Origin of the sequence: Flagellimonas chongwuensis (assembly GCF_013376415.1) — a bacterium.
Lineage (GTDB): Bacteria > Bacteroidota > Bacteroidia > Flavobacteriales > Flavobacteriaceae > Flagellimonas > Flagellimonas chongwuensis.
Genome location: NZ_WYET01000004.1, coordinates 771304 through 794013, shown reverse-complemented (window position 1 = coordinate 794013; position 22710 = coordinate 771304). Strand labels below are relative to the sequence as shown.

General features: G+C 42.2%; 22 protein-coding genes. 5 read left to right on the top strand and 17 right to left on the bottom strand.

Features of this window, described 5'->3' with window-relative positions; all coding sequences use genetic code 11:
• Positions 1-2 precede the first annotated feature (2 nt).
• The gene (locus tag GUA46_RS10625) at positions 3-1043 is read left to right on the top strand and encodes an endonuclease/exonuclease/phosphatase family protein (RefSeq protein WP_108246645.1); all 1041 of its coding nucleotides are present in this window, start codon (positions 3-5) and stop codon (positions 1041-1043) included.
• Here the strand turns inward: GUA46_RS10625 and GUA46_RS16835 are convergent.
• The 11 genes from GUA46_RS16835 to udk form a co-directional block, all read right to left on the bottom strand.
• Positions 1032-1340 (bottom strand): DUF6122 family protein, encoded by a 309-nt coding sequence (locus GUA46_RS16835; protein ID WP_108246646.1) that lies wholly within the window; start codon positions 1338-1340, stop codon positions 1032-1034. The two genes, GUA46_RS10625 and GUA46_RS16835, sit on opposite strands and share 12 nt — an antisense overlap.
• On the bottom strand, positions 1333-1965 hold the full coding sequence (locus GUA46_RS10620) for a WbqC family protein (protein ID WP_108246760.1): 633 nt from the start codon (positions 1963-1965) through the stop codon (positions 1333-1335). Before GUA46_RS10620 ends, GUA46_RS16835 begins: the two co-directional genes overlap by 8 nt.
• A 19-nt stretch (positions 1966-1984) precedes the next feature.
• Positions 1985-3727, bottom strand: coding sequence for a signal peptidase I (lepB, locus tag GUA46_RS10615; RefSeq protein ID WP_176620469.1), 1743 nt, complete (start codon positions 3725-3727; stop codon positions 1985-1987).
• 50 nt (positions 3728-3777) lie between these two features.
• Positions 3778-4479: a 4-hydroxy-tetrahydrodipicolinate reductase gene (gene dapB / locus GUA46_RS10610; protein ID WP_176620468.1), complete on the bottom strand. Its 702-nt coding sequence runs from the start codon at positions 4477-4479 to the stop codon at positions 3778-3780.
• A 3-nt stretch (positions 4480-4482) separates the two neighbouring features.
• Positions 4483-5139 (bottom strand): DUF5683 domain-containing protein, encoded by a 657-nt coding sequence (locus GUA46_RS10605; RefSeq protein ID WP_313790867.1) that lies wholly within the window; start codon positions 5137-5139, stop codon positions 4483-4485.
• The gene (locus GUA46_RS10600) at positions 5132-6037 is read right to left on the bottom strand and encodes a ParB/RepB/Spo0J family partition protein (RefSeq protein ID WP_176620467.1); all 906 of its coding nucleotides are present in this window, start codon (positions 6035-6037) and stop codon (positions 5132-5134) included. Before GUA46_RS10600 ends, GUA46_RS10605 begins: the two co-directional genes overlap by 8 nt.
• Positions 6038-6811 (bottom strand): ParA family protein, encoded by a 774-nt coding sequence (locus GUA46_RS10595; RefSeq protein ID WP_176620466.1) that lies wholly within the window; start codon positions 6809-6811, stop codon positions 6038-6040.
• Positions 6812-6945: 134 nt separating this feature from the next.
• Positions 6946-9018, bottom strand: coding sequence for a methylmalonyl-CoA mutase (scpA, locus tag GUA46_RS10590; protein ID WP_176620465.1), 2073 nt, complete (start codon positions 9016-9018; stop codon positions 6946-6948).
• Positions 9011-10396, bottom strand: coding sequence for a methylmalonyl-CoA mutase subunit beta (locus GUA46_RS10585; protein WP_176620464.1), 1386 nt, complete (start codon positions 10394-10396; stop codon positions 9011-9013). The genes scpA and GUA46_RS10585 overlap by 8 nt, the downstream gene beginning before the upstream one ends.
• Positions 10389-10721, bottom strand: coding sequence for an FtsB family cell division protein (locus GUA46_RS10580; RefSeq protein WP_176620463.1), 333 nt, complete (start codon positions 10719-10721; stop codon positions 10389-10391). Before GUA46_RS10580 ends, GUA46_RS10585 begins: the two co-directional genes overlap by 8 nt.
• Before the next feature lies 1 nt (position 10722).
• Positions 10723-11331, bottom strand: a complete 609-nt coding sequence (udk, locus tag GUA46_RS10575) for a uridine kinase (protein ID WP_176620462.1) — start codon at positions 11329-11331, stop codon at positions 10723-10725.
• Between the two features lie 179 nt (positions 11332-11510).
• On the opposite strand from udk, the gene GUA46_RS10570 reads away from it, so the two are divergent.
• Genes GUA46_RS10570 through GUA46_RS10560 form a run of 3 tightly spaced genes read left to right on the top strand, consistent with a single transcriptional unit; the run spans position 11511 to position 15007 of the window.
• Positions 11511-12011: an acyl-CoA carboxylase biotin carboxyl carrier protein subunit gene (locus GUA46_RS10570; RefSeq protein WP_229418489.1), complete on the top strand. Its 501-nt coding sequence runs from the start codon at positions 11511-11513 to the stop codon at positions 12009-12011.
• Positions 12012-12017: 6 nt separating this feature from the next.
• Positions 12018-13460, top strand: coding sequence for an acetyl-CoA carboxylase biotin carboxylase subunit (gene accC / locus GUA46_RS10565; RefSeq protein ID WP_176620461.1), 1443 nt, complete (start codon positions 12018-12020; stop codon positions 13458-13460).
• A gap of 5 nt (positions 13461-13465) precedes the next feature.
• Positions 13466-15007 (top strand): acyl-CoA carboxylase subunit beta, encoded by a 1542-nt coding sequence (locus GUA46_RS10560; protein WP_176620460.1) that lies wholly within the window; start codon positions 13466-13468, stop codon positions 15005-15007.
• Here GUA46_RS10560 and GUA46_RS10555 read toward each other — a convergent pair.
• The 3 genes from GUA46_RS10555 to GUA46_RS10545 all read right to left on the bottom strand — a co-directional run bounded on the left by GUA46_RS10555 (position 15002) and on the right by GUA46_RS10545 (position 17271).
• On the bottom strand, positions 15002-15763 hold the full coding sequence (locus GUA46_RS10555) for a hypothetical protein (protein ID WP_176620459.1): 762 nt from the start codon (positions 15761-15763) through the stop codon (positions 15002-15004). The genes GUA46_RS10560 and GUA46_RS10555 overlap by 6 nt on opposite strands.
• An 85-nt stretch (positions 15764-15848) precedes the next feature.
• Entirely contained in the window at positions 15849-16169 is a 321-nt protein-coding gene (locus tag GUA46_RS10550; protein ID WP_176620458.1) for a GIY-YIG nuclease family protein, read from the bottom strand.
• Positions 16170-16209: 40 nt separating this feature from the next.
• Positions 16210-17271, bottom strand: coding sequence for a Gfo/Idh/MocA family protein (locus tag GUA46_RS10545; protein ID WP_176620457.1), 1062 nt, complete (start codon positions 17269-17271; stop codon positions 16210-16212).
• Positions 17272-17457: 186 nt separating this feature from the next.
• On the opposite strand from GUA46_RS10545, the gene GUA46_RS10540 reads away from it, so the two are divergent.
• Positions 17458-18672: a multidrug effflux MFS transporter gene (locus GUA46_RS10540; protein ID WP_176620456.1), complete on the top strand. Its 1215-nt coding sequence runs from the start codon at positions 17458-17460 to the stop codon at positions 18670-18672.
• On the opposite strand, the gene GUA46_RS10535 is transcribed toward GUA46_RS10540, so the two are convergent.
• The 3 genes from GUA46_RS10535 to GUA46_RS10525 are packed head-to-tail and all read right to left on the bottom strand — an operon-like array spanning position 18669 to position 22622.
• Positions 18669-19760, bottom strand: a complete 1092-nt coding sequence (locus tag GUA46_RS10535; protein ID WP_176620455.1) for an anhydro-N-acetylmuramic acid kinase — start codon at positions 19758-19760, stop codon at positions 18669-18671. The two genes, GUA46_RS10540 and GUA46_RS10535, sit on opposite strands and share 4 nt — an antisense overlap.
• A gap of 2 nt (positions 19761-19762) precedes the next feature.
• The gene (locus tag GUA46_RS10530) at positions 19763-21349 is read right to left on the bottom strand and encodes a glycoside hydrolase family 3 protein (protein WP_176620454.1); all 1587 of its coding nucleotides are present in this window, start codon (positions 21347-21349) and stop codon (positions 19763-19765) included.
• Positions 21342-22622, bottom strand: a complete 1281-nt coding sequence (locus GUA46_RS10525) for an MFS transporter (protein WP_176620453.1) — start codon at positions 22620-22622, stop codon at positions 21342-21344. Before GUA46_RS10525 ends, GUA46_RS10530 begins: the two co-directional genes overlap by 8 nt.
• Between the last annotated feature and the right edge of the window lie 88 nt (positions 22623-22710).

Below are 22710 nucleotides of genomic sequence, written 5' to 3'. Positions count from 1 at the left end.
CAGTGAAAAGATCTACCTCAATATGGGATAGGGTGGTGTTTGCAATCAATATTTTGATTGCATTTCTATTGTTGTTTACTGGATTCACCTCTTATGTGCCATTACGGTTTTTCTCTGCCATCTCGGTACTGAGTTTGGTAGTACCTTTTCTATTCGCAATCAACGTACTGTTTCTATTGTACTGGGCGGCAAAAATGAAACGAAAGTTTTTGCTTTCGTTCACTGCTATCGTTCTCGGTTATTTTATGTTTGGACCTTTTTACGGTTTTGGAGGCAATAACGTTCATCAAGAAGGAGTGTCATCGAATATAAAAATTATGTCCTTCAATGCATGGGGATTTAATAAGAATGGTTGGATAAAACAACCAGGAGTGGGGGATAGTATAGTCAAATTTGTGAAAGATCAGGACCCTGCCATTCTCTGTGTCCAAGAGCATAGTAGGGAGCGCCACAGGCAGTTAGGTCAATACAAATATAAAAGCGAAACACCTAATGCTGTGCCAAGGACAACACAAGCCATATTCTCCAAGTACCCCATTGTGGGAGAGGGGTCGTTGGATTTGCCAAGTACCATTAACAATATTATTTATGCGGATATTGCTTTTGGAAAGGATACCCTTAGGGTTTACAATGTTCATTTGCAATCGTTCAAAATAGTGCCAAGTAGGGATAACTTTTCTGATGGTGAAAAATCGGAAAGGACTTATAAGAAATTGGTCGATACCTTTTCAAAACAATTGGAGCAGGCAGAAATTCTCAAGAATCATTTGGAGAAGAGCCCTTATGTCAACATTGTTTGTGGAGATTTTAATAACACTCAATTTTCCAATGTCTATAAAATTGCAAAAGGTGATTTACAAGATACTTTTTTGGAGGAGGGAAAGGGTTTTGGACGCACGTACGATTTGTGGAAGATGCCACTTCGCATTGATTATATTTTAGCCGACCCAAGGTTTGAAGTGCTCTCGCATCAAAATTTTGACGAACGCCTTTCCGACCATTATCCGGTAATGGCGACTGTACGTTTAAATTCACATCAATAAACAATCCACGGAATCTGCAATAATGTGGATGGTTAATGCCAAGCCGATTAGTCGGGTAGGTTTAAAGAACAGCAGCGAAATATAAATTGCAATTACCCAATAGCTATGAAAGGTATGAAAACCTATGCTGCAACGGTCGGGATCATATAAAGGAATTGCCCAAAGGTGATCTATATCTATTAGGATTCCAGCTAGAAGTATCAAAATAACCCTAAAACTATCTCCTTTGAAGAACCAAAGCCCAACTAAAACGGGAACCAAAAAATGTATGCCGTAGTGGATGAGGTGCCTAGTCATTTGTAAAATCCAAGGATAGATTTTTTAAGCAACTGAGTGTATTGGTTCCCTCATTGAACAAGAGGTCCAGAATGCTCAAATTGGGTATAAAACCATGGCGCTCCTCAAAAACCTGCGTATAAGGTGCTATGTTCCAATCGTTTTCCTTTTTTGCATCCACCAAAAATCGGGCGTCAAAATAGGTGGTTGGTTCAATCTGGTACGTTTCGGTTTTAGCTGTTGGAATTTTTATTCCAATACAATCAGCAATCGCTTCAATGGTCTTTAGGTTAAGATTGTATAGCGAATCATCATCTCCTTCATAGATAGGCCGAATTTCGTCTTCGTAAAACTCGAAAAAGGGTGAGGTCCGGTACGCAGTTTCCAAAGTGCGCCAATGCTCTTTTTTCCAATTGTAACTATTTTCGGTGCATACATCAATGTACTTTTGACGTCCCTCATTGCCCCCAACGTGTTTTATAGGGATATTGAGCATATGTTTGCCCTTGTCTGTTGAAATATAACAACGGTTACGGTAGGTCTGTTTCTGAAAATTATCATGCGCCTCCCAAATTACCTCATGCTGAACTATGGCGGCAAATGTGGCAATACTCGGAAAATAGGAAGGGTGGATAAGAATTTTCAAAGAACGGGCTTTAGAATAGTTATGCGTTTTTCTTCTTTCTCTTGCGGAAGAAATCAAAAATAAACCAAGCAGCTAAAAGAGCTATGAAATACCAGAAATAGGATACGGGTTCCCCGCTACCGCCAACGGTAGTGAAGACCCGGTCCCAGCGAACTCTCCAATTGGCGATTCCCTGTCTAAAGTTGTCAAAGCTCATCCAAAGGAAAACAGGTTTGCCCACAATATGGTCGGCAGGTACATATCCCCAAGTTCTACTATCTTCAGAATTGTCGCGGTTGTCTCCCATCATCCAGTAGTAATCTTGCTTAAAGGTATAGGAATTGGCTTCACTACCATTGATGAGTACTTTGCCACCTGTAACTTCTACCTCATTGTGTTCGTAATCCCTAATTATCTTTTTGTAAAACGGAATTGTCTTGGAGTTGATTTCTACCGTCGCACCTTCCTTTGGAATATAAATTGGTCCAAAGTTATCGTTGTTCCAAGGGTACAGATTAGGTTTTTGTGGAAAGATGTTTCCGCCATACATTCCTTTAGGGTCAATTGTTTTTACCACCGAATCGATAGCTGGATTTTGTTTCAAGGCAGCGACCATCTCATCGGTTAGATTGGCTGTTCTTGAACGAGGTTTTTCTTCGGATAACGAGAGCCTTAATTGACGGATTACATCTGTAGGTATTCCATCTTCCCTGGTATATAGCTCAATTTTTCCATCTTCTGTGGGCCGTCCACCAGATATATAGGGAGCTAAGGCGTTATATTGGGCCTCGCTGATATTGTTGGCAATATATTTCCTAACATAATCTGAAGCGTCAACATCCTCCAAATACTTGCTGGATACTCCGTTGTTAGCATAGATGTCATATATGTACATGGGTTTGGCACGGTCCGATAGTTTGAGCTGCTCACCGTTTATATATACAAAACCATCAATAACGGCCAGTGAATCCCCAGGAGTTCCCACGCAGCGCTTTACGTAGTTGGATTTTTTATCGATAGGTTTTATGACAGCTTTTTGTGCCTTAAAAAATTGGTAGAGCGTGTCAGAAGGCAAACTGAAAACCACAATGTCATTTTTTTCCACTTTCTCAAACCCGGGCAAACGCATATAAGGCAATTGCAATTTGTTGATCCAGGATGTTTTGTGCGTTTCCGGATTTACATCTGCCAAATAAGACCTTGTTTTTACCACCGGGAGTGTATCATGGACCATAGGTGCGGCCAAGGTTGTCATGGGAACCCTAGCGCCATAATGGAACTTGCTCACGAACAAGAAGTCACCAACGCGCAGCGTGCGTTCCAGTGATCCTGTCGGAATTACGTAAGGCTGAATAAAATACGTGTGTACAAAAGTCGCTGCAACAATGGCAAAAACAATGGAACTGACCCATTCTCCCAAACCTGTTGTTGGTTTTAGGCTGCGGTCTTCAATATATGTTACGTCCTCTGCGTAGTTGATGTAATAGATGTAAAAGCCAAGGGTAAGGATGACCAACCATGTATCTACAAGGGAATTTTTTCCAAAACTACGGATGGTTTCCACCCAAACTACGGGGAACATCAACAAATTGATGATAGGAATAAATAATAAAAGTACCCACCACGAAGGTCTATTGATGATTTTCATCAAAACAATACCGTTGTATACCGGTATAGCGGCTTCCCAAGCTTTTCTGCCAGCCTTAACGTAGAGTTTCCAAGTTCCCAAGAAATGGATGACCTGAATGATCAGAATAAAAATGATCCATTGTATACCGTCCATATAAATAAATTTCTTTGTTAGACTCTAGGTCTAAGTTCCTGTTACGTTTTTTAGCTTAGGTTTAACACGTCTTTCATAGAGAAAACACCTGTTTTTCCCTGTATCCACTCCGAAGCTATTACGGCTCCAAGAGCAAACCCTTCCCTGTTGTGCGCTTCGTGTTTTATTTCGATAGTGTCCACGGAACTTGCATAAGCAATGCTGTGTGTTCCGGGCACCATGCCTTCCCTTATGGATTTTATCGAAATCGTTTTATTGTCCGATTCATCCAGCTTCCAGTTTTCGTATGCGGTGTTTTCAATAATTCCTTCGGCCAGTGTAATAGCTGTTCCGCTGGGCGCATCCAATTTCTGGGTGTGATGAATCTCTTCCATGGATACATTGTACTGGGCCAATCCGGCCATCATCTTGGCTAGTTGTTTGTTCAGTTCAAAAAAGATATTCACTCCCAAACTAAAGTTTGATGCATAGATGAACGCACTTTTGTTGTCTTCACAAATTTTGATGGCGTCGGAATACTTGTCCAACCATCCGGTGGTGCCGCTGATTACGGGAACGTTGTTTTTAAAGCAATTGGTGATATTCTCAAAAGCAGCTTCGGGCGTACTGAAATCAATAGCGACATCCATTGAGACGTAATCCACATCCTGCGAAGGGTCATCGATTTTTGCTACGATGGAATGGCCTCTATCCAGAGCGATCTGCTCGATCATCTTTCCCATTTTGCCATATCCAAACAGACCAATCTTCATACATTAAAATTTTATCACCATAGCCATTCCGTAGTTTGGCTTGTTGGTAAACGGATTTATATCTAAATAAGGGTTAAAATCAACCGCAAGGTCGTCGCTTACATTGTATTGCTTCAAGTGGGAATCCACATTGGCATCGATAATATTAAGGGCGTACAGAGCTATAGTAATGACCAAGGCGAGATCTCGGTCCCTTTGGGTGTTTTCTTGAGCTTCTTGCAGGGCTTCGGATGTTAGGTCCGGACCATTGCCATCTCCGTTCAAATCCCAAAACTCATCATCCTCAAAACCTGCAAGTCGGCGTTTATAGGCATTCCTTGCACTTCGATATTGGGTGTTGTTGTAGGAATAAACATAAATTCCCGTTCCAATAGCACCCCAAACTATGGGTGCTTTCCAGTAACGTTTGTTATAGATTTGCCCAAGACCCGGAAGCACAGCGGAATAAAACGCAGCTTTGCTGGGAGCAAGGGGGTTGATGCTCTTTTGCTTTGTTACCTCTTCAAAAGTAACGCCTTCGCCTTCCATGCTTTGGGTAATGGAATCCACCTCTTTGGTTTGCTGAGGCTGTTCCTTTTTCGTGTTTTCCTCTTCTTCTTGGGAAAAACCTGAATGAAACAACAAAAAGGCAAAGAGCAATAAAAGGAGGTTTTTATTCACCTGTCAACAATTTTTTGATACGCTTAAAATCTTCCTCTGAGTGGAAGGGTATCACAATTTTTCCTTTTCCGTTTTTGGATGTTGTAATGTCAACCTTGGTCGCTAGTCGTTCTTTAATGGAGTCCAAGCTATTGGAAACAAAGTCGGGAACATTGGAAGTGCTCTTTTTCTTGTCGGAGCCTGAACTTTTAGGTTCTTTATGGTCCTTCACCAACTGTTCGGTAGCTCTAACGGAGAGACCATCGGAAACCACTTTTTCATAAATGGCGATTTGGTCTTTCTTCTTATCAATGTTGATAAGTGCCCTACCGTGACCCATACTGATGAATCCATCCCGCATTCCCGTTTGGATAATGGGGTCCAATTTCAATAACCTAAGGTAATTGGTAATGGTGGAGCGTTTTTTTCCAACGCGGTCACTCAATTTCTCTTGGGTAATCTCGATTTCATCAATCAAACGTTGATAAGAGAGAGCAATTTCGATGGGGTCAAGATCTTGCCTTTGAATATTCTCCACCAAGGCCATTTCCAAGGACTCTTGGTCGTTGGCAATGCGGATATAGGCTGGAATGGTTTCCAATCCGACCAATTTGGATGCCCGGAACCTGCGTTCACCGGAAACCAACTGGAATTTATTGAAATCCAGTTTTCTTACCGTTATAGGTTGTATAATGCCAAGTTCTCGAATGGAACTGGCCAGTTCTTCAAGGGTTTCGTCGTTAAAATTGGAACGTGGCTGAAATGGGTTTACTTCAATGGAATTGATATCCAGTTCTACTACATTACCTATAACCTTGTCCGCATTCTTGTCCGAAACTGATTTAATATCATTCTCTGGATCATTCAATAGAGCGGACAGGCCTCTTCCCAACGCCTGTTTTTTTGTTGCTTTCGCCATCTAAACTTTCTCCTTGTTTTTCTTCAAAATTTCGTTGGCTAAGTTAAGATAATTGGAGGCACCTTTGCTGCTTGCATCATATTTTATGATGCTCTCGCCATAACTTGGTGCTTCGCTCAGCCTAACGTTTCTCTGGATGATGGTATCAAAAACCATATCTGCGAAGTGTTTTTTCACTTCTTCAACAACTTGGTTGGAAAGTCGTAACCTGGAATCGTACATGGTCAATAACATTCCTTCGATATCCAAATCGTTGTTGTGTATTTTCTGGACACTTTTTACGGTGTTCAATAATTTGCCAAGACCCTCCAATGCAAAATACTCACATTGAATCGGAATCATTACGGAGTCTGCCGCTGTTAGGGCGTTCAACGTCAACAATCCCAATGATGGGGCACAATCTATCAGTACAAAATCGTATTTGTCCCCAAGATTTTTTAGAGCTTCTTTTAGCATGTACTCCCTATTGTCCTTGTCAACCAATTCAATCTCGATGGCGACTAAGTCAATATGAGCCGGTACCAAATCTACGTTCGGGGAATCGGTGGAGATGGTGACCTCTTCAACGCTCATGGTATGTTCCAAAAGCTGGTAGGTCCCGTTTTCCACGGAATCAACATCAATTCCCAAACCGGATGTTGCATTGGCCTGGGGGTCGGCATCAATCAACAACACCTTTTTTTCCAATACACCTAAGGAGGCTGCAAGGTTTACCGTAGTGGTAGTTTTTCCTACTCCGCCCTTTTGGTTTGCTATAGCAATAATCTTGCCCATTTCATAGTAAGTTAGGTGCTAAAAATACGATTATTTAGGATGCGATAAAATGTAATTTGTTAACAGGGGGTGAATAAACCTGCTATTTAGCGTTAAATAAAGTTAAACTGATATTTATTAGACCGTTATAGGAATCAATCTAAAAGAATGTTCAAGATTTGCGTAGCTGCATCGGCAATTTTGGTGCCGGGTCCAAAAACGGCAACGGCCCCATTGTCCAATAAATGACTGTAATCCTGCTTTGGAATCACACCGCCAACGATGACCATAATGTCCTCGCGTCCGTATTTTTTGAGTTCTTGAACCACTTCGGGCACCAATGTTTTGTGGCCTCCTGCAAGTGAGGAAATCCCCAATACGTGCACATCGTTTTCTACCGCTTGTTTGGCAACTTCGGCCGGGGTTTGGAACAATGGTCCAATATCTACATCAAAACCGAGATCGGCATAACCCGTGGCCACTACTTTGGCACCACGGTCGTGCCCATCCTGACCCATTTTGGCCACCATAATACGTGGTCTGCGCCCTTCTTGCTCCGCAAAGGCATCTGCCAATTTGCGGGCATTTTCAAAGCTTTCGTCGTTTTTGATTTCTTTGGAATACACTCCGGTAAAGGATTGAATTTTTGCTCTGTAGCGTCCGAACGCACTTTCCATGGCATCGCTAATTTCACCTAAGGTAGCTCGCTCTTTTGCTGCTTCTACTGCTAAAGCTAATAAATTTCCGCGGTCGGAATTATTTTCCATGGTCTTTTTGGCCGCGATGCGGATAGCTTCGAGTGCTTTTTCCACTTTTTGGGAATCCCTACTGTTTCGGATTTGGTCCAAACGGGTCATTTGTTGTTTTCGAACCTTTGCATTGTCGACTTCCAAAATTTGAAGGTCGTCCTCGTTCTCCAGTCGGTATTTGTTCACCCCGACAATAATATCCTGTGCGCTATCGATGCGCGCTTGTTTTTTTGCTGCGGCTTCTTCAATCCGCATTTTTGGGATGCCTTTTTCGATGGCCTTCGTCATTCCGCCCAACTTTTCCACTTCTTGAATCAGCTCCCAGGCATTTTCTGCAATTTCTTGGGTCAGTTGTTCCACTTTGTGGCTACCTGCCCATGGATCTACCGTTTTGGTGATATGGGTTTCCTGTTGCAGATAGATTTGTGTGTTTCTCGCAATACGCGCAGAGAAATCCGTTGGCAATGCAATGGCCTCGTCCAATGCGTTGGTGTGAAGGCTTTGCGTACCTCCAAAAGCCGCCGCCATGGCTTCGATAGTTGTTCTGGCCACGTTGTTGAAAGGGTCTTGTTCTGTTAAGCTCCATCCACTCGTCTGACTGTGGGTGCGGAGCATGGAAGATTTTGGATTGGTGGGATTGAATTGTTCTAACAACTTGGCCCAAAGCATTCGGCCTGCTCGCATTTTGGCAATCTCGGCAAAATGATTCATGCCAATACCCCAGAAAAAGGATAGTCGTGGTGCAAATTCATCAATTTTAAGCCCTGCCTTAATTCCTGTTCGGATGTACTCGATACCATCGGCAAGAGTGTAGGCCAATTCCATGGATGCAGGAGCGCCCGCTTCGTGCATGTGGTAACCAGAAATACTGATGCTGTTGAAACGAGGCATATGTTTACTGGTAAATTCAAAAATATCGGCCACTAGCTGCATGGACGGAGTGGGGGGGTAGATATAAGTGTTCCGAACCATGAACTCTTTCAAAATATCATTCTGAATGGTTCCCGAAAGTTGCTCCATGGACACACCTTGCTCCAGACCTGCCACAATGTAAAAGGCCATAATGGGAATCACGGCCCCGTTCATGGTCATGGAAACGGACATTTTGTCCAAAGGAATGCCATCGAACAAAATCTTCATGTCCTCAATGGAATCTATAGCAACCCCTGCTTTTCCCACGTCTCCAACCACACGGTCATTGTCCGAATCGTAACCACGGTGGGTGGGTAGGTCAAAGGCCACGGAGAGTCCTTTTTGGCCAGCTTCTAAATTTCTTCTATAAAATGCATTACTTTCTTCAGCAGTTGAAAAACCTGCATATTGGCGAATGGTCCAAGGCCTGCGAACATACATGGTGGAGTAGGGGCCACGAAGGAAAGGGGAAATGCCGGCGGCAAAATTCTCGTGCTCGTAATTGAGGGTCTCGACTGCGCTCGACCCGACAGACAATTCCAGATGTTGAAGGTCCTTTCTACTCATCGTTCAATCTTTTTTGTTCGGATGCTTCGGCCAGTCTTTTTTCTATGATGGGTTCAATGATGGTTTTTCGCGCCTTGGTCTTTACAAACGGATAAAGTTCTAAGTTCTCCTTCATCCGGTCTTGTGGATTTTGATACTTGTTGGTACCGAGTGAAACTATCTTGCCTTCATCAAAAAGATGCTGTTCCTTTTCGGCGCTCTCCTTGATTTTCTGTTGGATGGTACCTTTTTTCAAAGCATCCAAGAACCCGCCAGTTTTTTCTATTTGTTTGAATAGCGATAATGCTTTCTCTGCCAGCTGATTGGTGAGTGATTCAATATAATACGCTCCTTCCGCCATTTGAGATGCTTCGGAGAAATATCCTTCCTCTTTTAAGAGTAATAGTTGATTGCGTGCGATTCGCTCCCCAAACTCATTGTCCTTGTGGTAAATCGCATCATAAGCAAGGTTGCAAGCAGCGTCCGCGCCACCCAATACTGCCGACATGCATTCTGATGTGGTGCGGAGTATGTTCACATTGTAATCGTAAAGCGTTTTGTTGCGTTTGGACGGAATGGCCAGAATGTTGCACTCGTTTTCTATTCCATATGCTGATGCCAGACTTTTCCAAAGCCACCGCAATGCTCTTATTTTTGCAATTTCAAAGAAATAATTGCTTCCCACGGCCACCTTAAAGGTAACGGGAAAAGACTTCTCGACTGTGCTCGAAGTGACAATATGGTTTAGATACTCGTTGGCGTGAGCTAAACTGTATGCCAATTGCTGTACCATATTGGCACCGGCATTTTGGTAGCGAGAAGCATCGACCCCAACAATTGAGATATCCGATGTTCCGAGCGAGACTAAATCGGTAAGTAATTTGTGGTCTTTTTCTAGATTGTGATACCAATTGCCCACTTTGGTCAAGTGCCCGATAATATCAATATTCAAATGGGCTTTTGCCTTTTTGTCGCTAAGAAGACCTACCAATTTTTTGATGGGCTCCAAGCTCAAAAATTCAAAATAAAAATAGAGTTCAATTTTCTCCATGTCCAAGTTCGAAAGCAGGACTTCAAAATCCGTGGTTTCATTGGGAATGGTAAAAATTAAACTTTCGACGCCTTTTTCAAGGATTGTGAGGGCTTTGGTGTTCGATTTTTTTTCGTCACCCACATAAATGACTTGGGCCACGGACCAATCATGGTTTTTGGGCAAGGAAAAAGTTGGGATGCTTTTTAAATCATCTTGATTGTAAAATGGTTTAACATTGATGCCCTCCAGAGATTCCCAGACCAAGGTGTTGTTATAGTCCGCACCTTTAAGATCCACTTGGATTTTTTGTTTCCATTGTTTGGTGGATACTTCTGGGAATTCACTAAATAGGCCAGTGTCACTCATCTTGCTTGTTTTTTAGACTATCTTCATATTCAATAAGGAATATTTCTTCGTTGTCCTTTTTCATGTAGTATTTCTCGCGGGCAAGCTTCTCAAGTTCTTTTTCATCGGACATCTTTTTCAAGATTTCCTTATCCTTGGCAATTTCGCTTTTCAAGAAATCCTTTTCTTTTTCCAACTTATCGATTTCGTTCTCGAGCTCCAAATGAATCATAAGGGAATTGGTGTCGAAAAAAGCCATCCATATCACAAAAATGGTCAGCACCAGAATGTAGGTGTTGGTCATAATCTTGAACCATTTCTTTTTTCTCAATTCCTTTAGGCCCATGTTACGCAAGTTTGTTGTTAATAATGGTCCTTACGATATCTACCGCAACTGTATTGTAATGATTGTTTGGGATGATGATGTCCGCAAACTCTTTCGACGGTTCTATAAATTGAAGGTGCATTGGTTTTACGGCCGTTTGATATCGGGTAAGTACTTTTTTTAGGTCATGTCCCCGTTCTTGGGTGTCGCGTTGCAGCCTTCGTATCAAGCGTTCGTCCGAATCGGCGTGTACAAATATCTTGATATCGAACAGTTCTCTTAATTTAGGATTGCTCAATACCAAAATTCCTTCAACGATCATTACTTTTCGGGGCGGAGTAGGAACGGTCTCCTTCATACGTGTTTCCTCCACAAAGGAGTAAATGGGCGTATCCACTGTTTTGCCCTCCCGTAATAGTTTAATATGTTCGATCAACAGGTCAAAATCTATCGAATTGGGATGGTCAAAATTAATATGGGTCCTTTCCTCCCTGCTTAAATGTGAAAGGTCGTTGTAGTAGGAGTCTTGAGATATGACCCCTACTTCATCCGTCGGCAATTGTTCCACTATTTGGTTCACCACCGTAGTTTTTCCGCACCCTGTACCGCCAGCAATCCCTAAGATCAGCATAGTTTGAATTTTGGCATCAAAAATACACAAATGATAACATCTCTTGTCTATCTGAGATACAACATAATTAATGATTAATAATACAGAAATTAATGATCATTGTCATGATTAATCCTTCGGGTGGCTCATAACTTTGTATGATTTTTAATGTATTACCCGTATATTTATCAACCTAACCCATGGAAAATTCTAATATGGATGACTCTTATTCCGTCAAGGTTGGAGAAGACTTTGACTTTAAACTTTCCAAGGACACTATTTCTTCGTTGGATTTGATCAAAACAGGTGAGAACAGCTATCATTTGCTTAAGAATGGTATATCGTATCATCTAAAAATATTGGATTCCGATTTTAACAGGGGCACATATACCCTCAGCGTTAACGGTACCGAATTCGAGACTTCGATACAGGCCCCATTGGATGAGCTAATCCAAAAAATGGGATTCGCTGTCAATGCAGGGAAAAATATCGATTCTATTTCGGCGCCCATGCCCGGTTTAATTCTGGATATTTTGGTGAAAGAAGGCCAAGAGGTAAACGAAGAAGACCAATTATTGATTTTGGAGGCCATGAAAATGGAAAACATCATCACCTCTCCCAGAAGCGGAGTGATCAAAACAGTTAGTGTATCAAAAGGTGAAGCTGTGGACAAAAAGCAATTGTTGATTGAATTTCAATAAAGGATCATGAAAAAAATATTGATCGCCAATAGGGGCGAAATTGCGGTCCGAGTGATGAAGACCGTCAAAAAAATGGGCATTCAAACCGTTGCCGTATTCTCGGAAGCGGACAGAAATGCTCCACATGTCTTGCTAGCAGATGAAGCTGTTTGCATCGGAGAGGCGCCGTCCAACAAATCATATCTGAGAGGTGATAAAATCATTGAAGTTGCAAAGGAACTTAATGTTGACGGCATTCATCCAGGCTATGGATTCTTGAGCGAGAATGCTGAGTTTGCCGAAGCTGTTGAAAATAGCGGGATTACCTTTATAGGCCCAAAATCCAAGGCCATTAAGATTATGGGTAGCAAGTTAGCCGCCAAGGAAACTGTGAAGGAATACGACATTCCAATGGTGCCCGGTATTGATGAGGCCATAACCGATGTGGACAAGGCTAAAGAAATCGCAAGCGAGGTAGGGTATCCTATTTTGATCAAGGCTTCTGCCGGTGGTGGAGGAAAGGGAATGCGCATAGTTGAGAAAGAAGAAGATTTGGAATCTGGTATGAAACGGGCCATAAGCGAGGCAACATCTGCCTTTGGCGATGGTTCTGTTTTTGTGGAAAAATACGTAAAGTCGCCGCGACATATCGAGGTGCAGGTGATGGCAGATACCCATGGCAATGTACTCCACTTTTTTGAACGGGAGTGTAGTGTCCAGCGCCGCCACCAAAAAGTGGTAGAAGAAGCACCATCATCCATTTTAACTCCCGAATTGCGAAAAAAAATGGGCGAGGCCGCCTGTAAAGTCGCCAAATCCTGTGATTATGTTGGAGCTGGTACGGTTGAATTTTTGATGGATGCAGACCACAATTTCTATTTTCTAGAGATGAATACCCGTTTACAAGTGGAACACCCGGTGACCGAATTGATTACCGGGGTTGACTTGGTGGAGCTACAAATAAAGGTAGCAAGGGGAGAAGCACTTCCCATGAAACAGGAAGATCTTGCCATTAATGGACATGCCGTAGAACTTCGGGTGTATGCTGAAGACCCATTGAACGACTTTTTGCCAAGCGTGGGAAATCTGGAGACCTACCAATTGCCAATGGGTGAAGGAGTTCGGGTAGACAACGGATTTCGGGAAGGAATGGATATCCCAATCTATTACGATCCCATGTTGTCAAAGCTTATAACTTATGGAAAAACGCGTGAAGAGGCCATTGAACTCATGCTGGAGGCCATTCAGAATTACAAAATAAAGGGAGTACAGACCACTTTGCCATTCGGAAGTTTTGTATTTGCCCACGAAGCGTTCCGGTCAGGAAACTTTGACACACATTTTGTAAAAACCTATTATTCCCCGGAAAAAATCAAGGAACAAACCGCGGCCGAAGCCGAGGTTGCGGCCATGATAGCTCTCTACCAATATCTGGAGGACAAAAAACTAGTAAGATTACCATCAAATTGAATCCTATGGACCCCAAGATAAAAGCATTACAGGAAAAAATTGCCGAAGCCCATTTGGGCGGAGGTGTCAAACGAATAGAAAAGCAGCATCAGAAAAAAAAGCTGACCGCCCGTGAAAGGGTACTATACTTTTTGGATGATGGCTCTTTTGAGGAAATGGGCATTTTGGTGACCCACCGTACCACCGATTTTGGTATGGACAAAGAAATGTACTATGGTGACGGAGTGGTAACGGGTTATGGAACCGTGAACGGAAGGTTGGTGTATGTGTACGCGCAGGATTTTACAGTGTTCGGAGGGGCCCTCTCTGAAACCCATGCTGAGAAAATCTGTAAAGTGATGGATTTGGCGATGAAAGTGGGTGCCCCAATAATTGGACTTAATGATTCCGGTGGAGCACGTATACAGGAAGGCGTACGTTCACTCGGTGGTTATGCCGATATTTTTTATCGTAACGTGCAAGCTTCGGGAGTAATACCACAAATTTCTGCCATTATGGGGCCTTGTGCCGGTGGGGCTGTTTATTCGCCCGCTATGACCGATTTTATAGTAATGGTCGAAGAGACCAGCTATATGTTCGTAACAGGTCCCAATGTTGTAAAAACAGTGACCAACGAAAATGTGACCTCCGAGGAATTGGGAGGGGCAAGCACACATGCCGTTAAATCTGGGGTCGCGCACAAAACATCCGCAAACGATGCAACCTGTTTGAACGATATCCGCAAGTTGTTGGACTACCTTCCTCAGAACAATAAAGAAATCACCCCCAAAATTCCATACGAGCTTAAGGATGAGATTAGGGAAGAACTATCGGGAATAGTGCCTGACAATGCCAACAAACCCTACGATATGCACGATGTGATTTCGGGTATTATTGACAGTGATTCGTTTTATGAGATCCATAAGGATTATGCGGAGAACATCATTACCGGTTTCGCTCGTTTGGGGGGAAGAAGTATCGGTATCATTGCGAACCAGCCCATGTTTTTAGCTGGGGTTTTGGATGTGAACAGTTCCACCAAAGCGGCCCGATTCACCCGTTTTTGTGACTCCTTCAATATCCCGTTGCTAGTTTTGGTCGATGTGCCAGGTTTTTTGCCCGGAACGGACCAAGAATGGAGCGGTATTATTATGCACGGGGCAAAATTACTCTATGCCTTGAGTGAAGCCACGGTACCAAGGGTAACCGTGATAACCCGTAAAGCCTACGGTGGCGCCTACGATGTGATGAACTCCAAGCATATTGGTGCGGATTTCAACTTTGCTTGGCCCAGCGCCGAGATTGCCGTAATGGGAGCAAAGGGTGCCAGTGAAATCATTTTTAGACGTGAAATTGCAGCAGCCGATGACCCAGAAGCCAAATTAAAGGAAAAGGAAGCCGAGTATGCCGATAAGTTCGCCAACCCTTACCGCGCCGCCAAACGTGGTTTTATTGATGAGGTGATAATGCCAAAGTATACCAGACGTAAATTATTGAAGACGTTTGCCATGCTGGAGAACAAAGAGGTTCAGACCCCTTGGAAAAAACACGGTAATATTCCGTTATAGTGCCCTAATATTATTTTTATTAAAGAAATCTTTTACAGCTATACCAAGTGGAGTGAATTTATAATAAGGAACTCCACCGTCATAGTATATTTCAATTAAATCTCTTCCTCGGAATTCTTCGACATATTCATCTCCAACTTTTTCTTCAACTTCTCCAGCAGAGTGATGATTGTTGACTTCTGCAATTAATTTTTTAAAACTGAACTGTAGATTGTCATCCCAGTCTTGAAAAAAGATAATGTCAATTTTGTTCGGAGTGTCTAAGTTTTCCGAGGTTTGACCATCTATGTTCTGTTTAGTCACACCTTTGGTATCTAATTCTTCTTGTAACCTTAACTTTTCCTGATTCTCTTCATTAAACCTTTTAATGTAATGATCTCTTTGGTTAATAACTGTTTGATATTCTTCTCGTGAAACAATACTTGTCTCACTAAATATTTTTTGAATCCTAGGCTTTAATACTCTTTCGGATAATTCTACAATAAGTCTTGATAGGTTCAATGAAAAATAAATAAGAACCATTAGCCCTAAACTAATAAAGATGGTTCCAATAAAACTTAATAGAGAATCCCAACTCAAAAAATGAGACCTAATGATTTCAAGACGTTTATCTGAATTAACATTCTCATTGAAAAAAACATTGAAGATGAATTCTCTGTTTCTAATTACCCAAACAATGAACAGGGTTCCATAAAATGGATTTTTGAGCTTATCCTTAACTGAATCATAGGTGGATTCAATAAACTTTACTACCATGGCTAGATTTTACTTGTTAAATGTAAGTAATATTCTGTCAATTTGGTTATTGGTAAAGTTTGTCAGGTCGAGCGCAGTCGAGACCTCAATCTTGGTTTGGATTAAACTTGCAGTGAGAAGCATTTCTACACTCAGATAATATTTGTAAAAGGTCCATGTCGCCCGCAGCAAGAGCAAACTTCTTTCTGGCGCTCCATTTCTTTATTCTCTTTTCAAAATAGATGGCTTGCAAAACATCATTGAATTCTTGTTGAAAGATAAGCATGACGGGTCTTCTTCGATAAGTGAAAGCCGTTTGGTTTGTTCCATTTTGGTGTTCGGCTAACCTACGGGCAATATTATCTGTGATACCAGTATAGGTCAATCCATCAGAACATTTTAATATGTATACAAAGTATAGGTTCATGATTTGGTGGGTCTCGACTGCGCTCGACCTGACATACTGCCTACAACAATACAGTTTTTCCCGTTTTTACGGATTCATCCGCGGCGAGTACAATTTTTAAGCTGTTGACGGCGTCGTTTAAGTGATGAGTGAGGTCACGGTCGTTACGAATGGCATCCAACAGATATTTTTGTTCCAACAAGCAAAGTCCATCATGGTCAGGCTCATCGGCTGTGTCAATGATCTCATCTTTTTTGGTGAAGTGCCCTTTTTCATCAAGTTCGCTGTGGTGCAATTTTAAGCTTCCTGTTTTGGAATGTCCATCAACATCGTCCGAAGCCCCTTTATCTTGATCGCTTATGGATACACATCCCTTTGGGCCGATAACATCTTTGATGAAAAAAGCGGTTTCGCTCATCATGGGCCCCCAGCCGGCCTCGTACCAGCCTACCGAGCCATCTTCAAACCGGACCTGCAATTGACCATAATTGTACATGTCGGAAGCTATTTCGTCTGATAGATTCGCACCGATTGCTGAAACACTGATGGGTTTGGAGCGAGTCATCGAACACATCACATCCACGTAATGCACGCCACAATCCACAATAGGCGACATGGAATTCATTAATTGTTTGTGGGTATGCCAATGGTCTCCAGAGCTTTGCTGGTTAAGGTTCATGCGCATAACCAGCGGTTTGCCCAGTTCTTGGGCCATTTCCGTGAATTTGGCCCATGTGGGGTGAACTCTCAGTATATAGCCCACCACCATTTTGAGCTGTAGTTTTTGAGCTAGGTCGACCAATGTCTGAGCTTCCTCTACCGTTAAGGCCAAGGGTTTTTCCACAAAAACATGGGCTCCCGCTTTCAAGGCCATTTTCACATAATCGTAGTGTGTATCCGGGTAAGTGTTGATGGAGACTACATCTGGTTTCGCGGTTGCAAGGGCTTCAGCATAATCGGAAAACATAGGGGTACCACCCAATTCGTTGGAAAGTCGTTCCCTGCTTTTCGCTCCTCTGCTGACCAAACCAACGATTTTAAACCCTTCTAATTTATGATATGCTCGAGCATGGGATGTACCCATGTTCCCGCATCCGACCACCAATACCTTTAAACTTGCCATGACTATAAAAATTTGATTTAAATATAAGGTTCTCGAAGCGATTTGACTGCTTCAATCGAGTTTGAATAAAGAAAAATGCCTCTTTGTATCGCAACAATTTTCAACTACAACGTTGGATATGTTTCTTTATCATTAAACCTTTCTTAAATGCTTTACCGATCCATTGGGTATGACTAATTTTGCCCGATGGAAAAGTTAAATCAAAAACCCAACTTTGAATTTGTGGCCATGATGGCCGCTCTGATGTCGATTGTAGCCTTGGCGATTGATGCAATACTGCCCGCAATTTCTAACATAGGCGAGGCAATCAACAGTACCGATTCTACGGACCATCAGTTATTGGTAACCATGATTTTCTTGGGATTGGGCGTTGGACAGCTTTTCTTTGGTCCCATTTCCGATAGCTTTGGAAGAAAACCCGTAGTTTACATGGGTTTTTCTATCTTTTTGGTGGCCAGTGTCATATGTTTGATGGCGCCTTCATTGGAGGTTATGGTGGTGGGAAGAATTTTACAGGGAATCGGACTGTCTGCACCAAGAACCATTTCAATTTCCATTATCCGCGATACTTATGAAGGTGACTATATGGCAAAAATCATGTCTTTTGTTACCGCTTTTTTCATTTTGGTACCTGTTGTAGCTCCGGCTATCGGAAAATTAATTTTGGACGCAACTGGATGGCAGGGTATTTTTTACGTGCAAATGTTCTTTGTGTTGATCGTTGCTTTCTGGTTCTGGAAGCGTCAGCAGGAAACATTACATGCTGAATATAAGATTCCATTTACCCGGCATGTATTTATTGATGGTGTAAAAGAATTTGTAAAATATAGGGAGACCGTAGCCTTTACGTTGATTTCCGGATTGGTCACTGGTGCATTTTTAGTGTATTTAAGCTCAGCGCAGCACATTTTTGAAGATCAATACGCGCTTAAGGAAGTGTTTCCATACATCTTTGCTGGTTTGGCCATATCCATTGGATTATCAACTTTCATGAATGGTACTTTGGTGATGCGCTTCGGGATGAGGAGATTATCCTTAATGGCTACGATTGTATTCTGTATGGTGGCCTTGACCTATTCTTTTTTGTTTTTGAATTCGCCAAACCCAAGTATATATGTGTTGGTCGGATTTTTATCGGTTCAATTCTTTTGCCTTGGATTTATGTGGGGTAATTTCCGTTCCATTGCCATGGAGCCTATTGGCCACATTGCTGGAATTGGAGCGGCAATAAATGGATTTGTGTCAACCGTACTTTCCATTCCGATTGCTACCTTTATTGGTGATTTTGTAAAGGATAGTGTATGGCCACTTTTTGCAGGTTTGGCTATCTGCGGTATGGTTGCTTTGGCACTGTTTCTTTTGACGCATTTGCCCAAACGGAAGAGAATCGCTGCTTCCTAAACCAAATCCTTAGGAACAAACATTTCCCCACTACAGGAATCTGAAGTTGCGCCGGTAACTGATTTGAGCACATTAGTTTTGCCCTCCAGGCGGAGTACGCCCATTAAGGCAAAGACCAATGCTTCTTTGTATGCAATCAGCGTTCTATTGGGAACCACCACCTCAATGCTGTTTCCCAATTTGCTTTGCAGTGTATCCATAAAGAATTGATTGAGCGCCCCGCCGCCGGTTGCCAAAAGTTTACTATTGGATTTGCCATTGTTCTTATGCTTGAGCGCAGCAAATGCTATTTGTTCGCAGTTATGATGAATGAACGTATGCAGTAAGTCTTCATTTGAAAGCTTGGACCCCTCAATTAAGGGCATTATTTCAGAAGAAAACCATTCGTATCCAGTGGATTTTGGATAGGGGAGCGCGTAATACGGTAGACTGTTCAATTTTTGAAGCAGAGCATGGTTCAATTTCCCAGATCTTGCAATCTTTCCATTTTCGTCATAGGCCAACCCCATTTTATGGGTAATGTAATTCAATGGCATATTGGCCAATCCGATATCGTAGGCAATCCGTTCACCATTTTTGTCGAAAGAAATATTACTGATGCCCCCCAGGTTGAGGCAAAAATCATATTCATGAAAAAGTAATTTATCCCCAATAGGAACCAGTGGAGCTCCTTGGCCTTTCAGCGATACGTCCTTGGTTCTAAAATCACAGACTACCTGTTTTCCCGATGTATTTGCCAGTAGTTGCCCATCACCCAACTGAAAAGTGACTCCTTCTTCGGGTCGGTGATGCGAAGTATGGCCATGACTGGCAATAAAATCGACTTCTTCCTCCAATTCATCAATAAATAACTTGGATTGCTGCCCCAGCCAAATGCCATAATCCTTATGGAGCTGGTCGTGGTCCTCCTCCGAAAGATGGATGGCATTTTTCAAATACTCCCTCATCTCATCGGAATAGTTGATTTCTGCTGTATTTTCTATGGAAAAGTTCCATTTGTTATCCTCTTCCCAAATATGGCAATAGGCAATGTCCAATCCATCCAAGGATGTTCCGGACATTAACCCTAAAACTTTATAAACACTCATAGTCAAAAGGTTTTTAATTGTATAGAAAGTTTTCCCCGAGCTTCAATTTTACCGGAGAAATGTTCAAATGCAACTTCTTGGAACTCCGGAAAATCTTGATATACCAACACCACATTGGACGATGGTTGCAATTTTAAAATATCCAGCACATAGGGATTGCCGAACAGGTAGATCAAAGTATTTTTTTCTTCCAATACCCTATGAATGTTGGCTAACGTTTTTTTATCAAACCCAAATTGGTCTTTAGGCTTTACCGCAGGAGGAAATACGCTCAGGAGGACACATTCTTTTTCTGATAGAAGAGCTTCATCCAAATTCATGCTTTTTGAACCAAAATTGGATGAAATCAGCTCGGAAAAGCGATTTTTTTTATCAAAACTGACCGAAACGTTCAAAAAATCAGCGTTTTTTACTTTTTCGACCAATGCAGCGTCTCCGAAGAGTTCCGTTATACACTTTTGGGCAATTTCACGATTCAATATGGAATCTGTTTGCATTTCAGCGCCCTGTGATTTGGAGTAATTTTCTTTTTTGAAAATCTTATCCTTCATCGCCCAAACCCTTTCAAAACTCTCTTGGATTCTTGTTTCGGTAGCTTTTGCCATTATTTCATCGATTCCCTCTTTCACATTTTCGCTAAAACAGAGCACATCCATGCCCGCTGTAAAAGCGGCGTATTCCAGTTTTCCTTTTTCAGGGTACCTTTTGGAAACGGCATGCATATTCAAAGCATCGGAAATTACGACTCCATTAAAACCCAATTGCTCTCTTAGCAAACCGGAAATGATTTTGGACGATGTGGTGGACGGGTTTTCCGAATCTAACTGGGGCAGTAACAAATGGCCGACCATCACTGAGTCTATCCCTGATTCAATCAATTTTTTGAATGGGTACAGCTCATTCTCCATAAGCTCATCCATGGATTTGTCTATAACCGGCAGTCCCAAATGGGAATCTGTGGCCGTGTCACCATGTCCGGGAAAGTGCTTTATGGAGTTCAAGGTTCCGCTATGGGTCATTCCTTTGATGAATGCTTCAGCTTTTCCAAGAACTTTTTCTTTGTCGTCCCCAAAAGAACGATAGCCGATTACTGGATTTTCTGGATTATTGTTGATGTCCACAACTGGGGCGAGATTCCAATGTACGCCTGCTGATCTACAATCCTGGCCGATAGCTTCACCGACCTTAAAAACAAGCTCATGGTTATCTTTTAAGGCTCCTAACGTAATGGCATACGGGTATTGTGGTGTGTTTTCAATACGCATGGCAAGACCCCATTCGGCATCAATGGCAATCAATAAGGGAACGCTTGCTGCATTTTGATAACGGTCGATAAGTTCCAATAACCGGTCGTAGCTTTTTTCGTTGTGAACAATCTTTTTCTTCCCTTCAAAATTGGTGGCCGCACTGGCCCTACTATGGAAAAAGCAAATGGAACCTACATGCTGCTCCTTGATAAGCTTTTCCATTTGTTGTACCTCTTCTTCGGTATCGTTGATGAAAACAGCGGGCATAAACAATTGACCAACTTTTTGTTTTAAGTTCAATGGTTCAGCGGGAAGGGTATAAGTTTTCGATATGTTAGTCATTGGATTCAGCCGTTTTTTTGCCGAAATCGGCAGGATATTTTAAATAGCGTAGCACTATAAACGCGGGAAGGGCGGCAATTACCACCCAAATAAAGAAACCATCGTACCCCAACCATTCCTGAATATACCCGCTCAGCATACCGGGAAGCATCATGCCCAATGCCATAAAACCAGTGGCAATGGCATAGTGGGAGGTTTTTGAGGCGCCTTCGGCCACATATATCAGGTACATCATAAAAGCAGCGAAACCAAAACCGTAACCGAATTGCTCCAACACTACGGTGCCGACAACTGCATAAATGCTTGTTGCTTGTGTTATGGCCAGTATGGCGTAGAGTGCGTTGGGCAGGTTAAGGGCCAAAAGCATGGGGAGCATCCATTTTTTAAGACCGTCACGTGAAATCAGAATACCACCAAGTATACCGCCAAGTGATAACATGATGACACCGACCGTGCCGTAAATGGTTCCGACGGCTTCGGTGGAGTAGGCCAATCCGCCCACTTTTAAATCATCCAATAAAAAAGGCGATGCCATTTTCACTAATTGGGATTCGCCCAATCGATATGTCAAAACAAATAAAAGGGCCACTCCGATTTGATGCTTTTTGAAGAATGTTGCGAATACCTCAAAGAATCCTGCTGGTTTTTCCTTGAGCTCGGTTGTGGTCTCTTCAAATTTTGGAGCAGTAAAAAAGTTGGAAACAGTCAATATGATCATTAAAACGGCAGCACTTATCATAGTAGCGGACCATGCTTTGGTATTATCACCATACTTGTTCTCCAAAAAACCTGCGAAAATCACTAAAAGTCCTTGCCCGGTTACCATGGCCAACCGATAAAATGTACTTCTAAGTCCAATAAAAAAGGATTGCTTTTTCTGAGTAAGTCCAATCATGTAATACCCATCGGAAGCAATATCATTGGTGGCGGAGGCAAAAGCAGCCATCCAAAAGAACGCTAACGTTATTATAAAAAATGAATTGGAGGGAAGAAACAATCCAATTCCTAAAAATGCCATTGAAATTACCAATTGCATGGCCAAAAACCATTTGCGCTTGGTACAGTTCAAATCCACAATTGGGCTCCAAAGAGGTTTTATTACCCATGGGAGGTACAACCAACTGGTGTACAATCCTATTTCGGCATTTCCAATACCTAAACGTTTGTACATAATTACGGAAACGGTGACCACTAGAATGTATGGTATTCCTTGTGTGAAATATAAAAACGGAATCCACAGCCAAGCATTTTTGTCTTTCGGAGCTACATTCATTTGGGTTGTTTTTTAATGGTATGGAAAGGGAAAATCAATTGTAATTATCAAGTGTTATAAACATAAAAAAGGCCTACGTGTGCATTAA

Excerpts from the sequence above, each read along its gene's own strand:
- GUA46_RS16835 (WP_108246646.1), bottom strand. The coding sequence starts at position 1,340 with ATGACTAGGCACCTCATCCACTACGGCATACATTTTTTGGTTCCCGTT.
- lepB (WP_176620469.1), bottom strand. The coding sequence starts at position 3,727 with ATGGACGGTATACAATGGATCATTTTTATTCTGATCATTCAGGTCATC.
- dapB (WP_176620468.1), bottom strand. The coding sequence starts at position 4,479 with ATGAAGATTGGTCTGTTTGGATATGGCAAAATGGGAAAGATGATCGAG.
- GUA46_RS10600 (WP_176620467.1), bottom strand. The coding sequence starts at position 6,037 with ATGGCGAAAGCAACAAAAAAACAGGCGTTGGGAAGAGGCCTGTCCGCT.
- GUA46_RS10595 (WP_176620466.1), bottom strand. The coding sequence starts at position 6,811 with ATGGGCAAGATTATTGCTATAGCAAACCAAAAGGGCGGAGTAGGAAAA.
- scpA (WP_176620465.1), bottom strand. The coding sequence starts at position 9,018 with ATGAGTAGAAAGGACCTTCAACATCTGGAATTGTCTGTCGGGTCGAGC.
- GUA46_RS10585 (WP_176620464.1), bottom strand. The coding sequence starts at position 10,396 with ATGAGTGACACTGGCCTATTTAGTGAATTCCCAGAAGTATCCACCAAA.
- GUA46_RS10580 (WP_176620463.1), bottom strand. The coding sequence starts at position 10,721 with ATGGGCCTAAAGGAATTGAGAAAAAAGAAATGGTTCAAGATTATGACC.
- udk (WP_176620462.1), bottom strand. The coding sequence starts at position 11,331 with ATGCTGATCTTAGGGATTGCTGGCGGTACAGGGTGCGGAAAAACTACG.
- GUA46_RS10570 (WP_229418489.1), top strand. The coding sequence starts at position 11,511 with ATGGAAAATTCTAATATGGATGACTCTTATTCCGTCAAGGTTGGAGAA.
- accC (WP_176620461.1), top strand. The coding sequence starts at position 12,018 with ATGAAAAAAATATTGATCGCCAATAGGGGCGAAATTGCGGTCCGAGTG.
- GUA46_RS10560 (WP_176620460.1), top strand. The coding sequence starts at position 13,466 with ATGGACCCCAAGATAAAAGCATTACAGGAAAAAATTGCCGAAGCCCAT.
- GUA46_RS10555 (WP_176620459.1), bottom strand. The coding sequence starts at position 15,763 with ATGGTAGTAAAGTTTATTGAATCCACCTATGATTCAGTTAAGGATAAG.
- GUA46_RS10550 (WP_176620458.1), bottom strand. The coding sequence starts at position 16,169 with ATGAACCTATACTTTGTATACATATTAAAATGTTCTGATGGATTGACC.
- GUA46_RS10545 (WP_176620457.1), bottom strand. The coding sequence starts at position 17,271 with ATGGCAAGTTTAAAGGTATTGGTGGTCGGATGCGGGAACATGGGTACA.
- GUA46_RS10540 (WP_176620456.1), top strand. The coding sequence starts at position 17,458 with ATGGAAAAGTTAAATCAAAAACCCAACTTTGAATTTGTGGCCATGATG.
- GUA46_RS10535 (WP_176620455.1), bottom strand. The coding sequence starts at position 19,760 with ATGAGTGTTTATAAAGTTTTAGGGTTAATGTCCGGAACATCCTTGGAT.
- GUA46_RS10530 (WP_176620454.1), bottom strand. The coding sequence starts at position 21,349 with ATGACTAACATATCGAAAACTTATACCCTTCCCGCTGAACCATTGAAC.
- GUA46_RS10525 (WP_176620453.1), bottom strand. The coding sequence starts at position 22,622 with ATGAATGTAGCTCCGAAAGACAAAAATGCTTGGCTGTGGATTCCGTTT.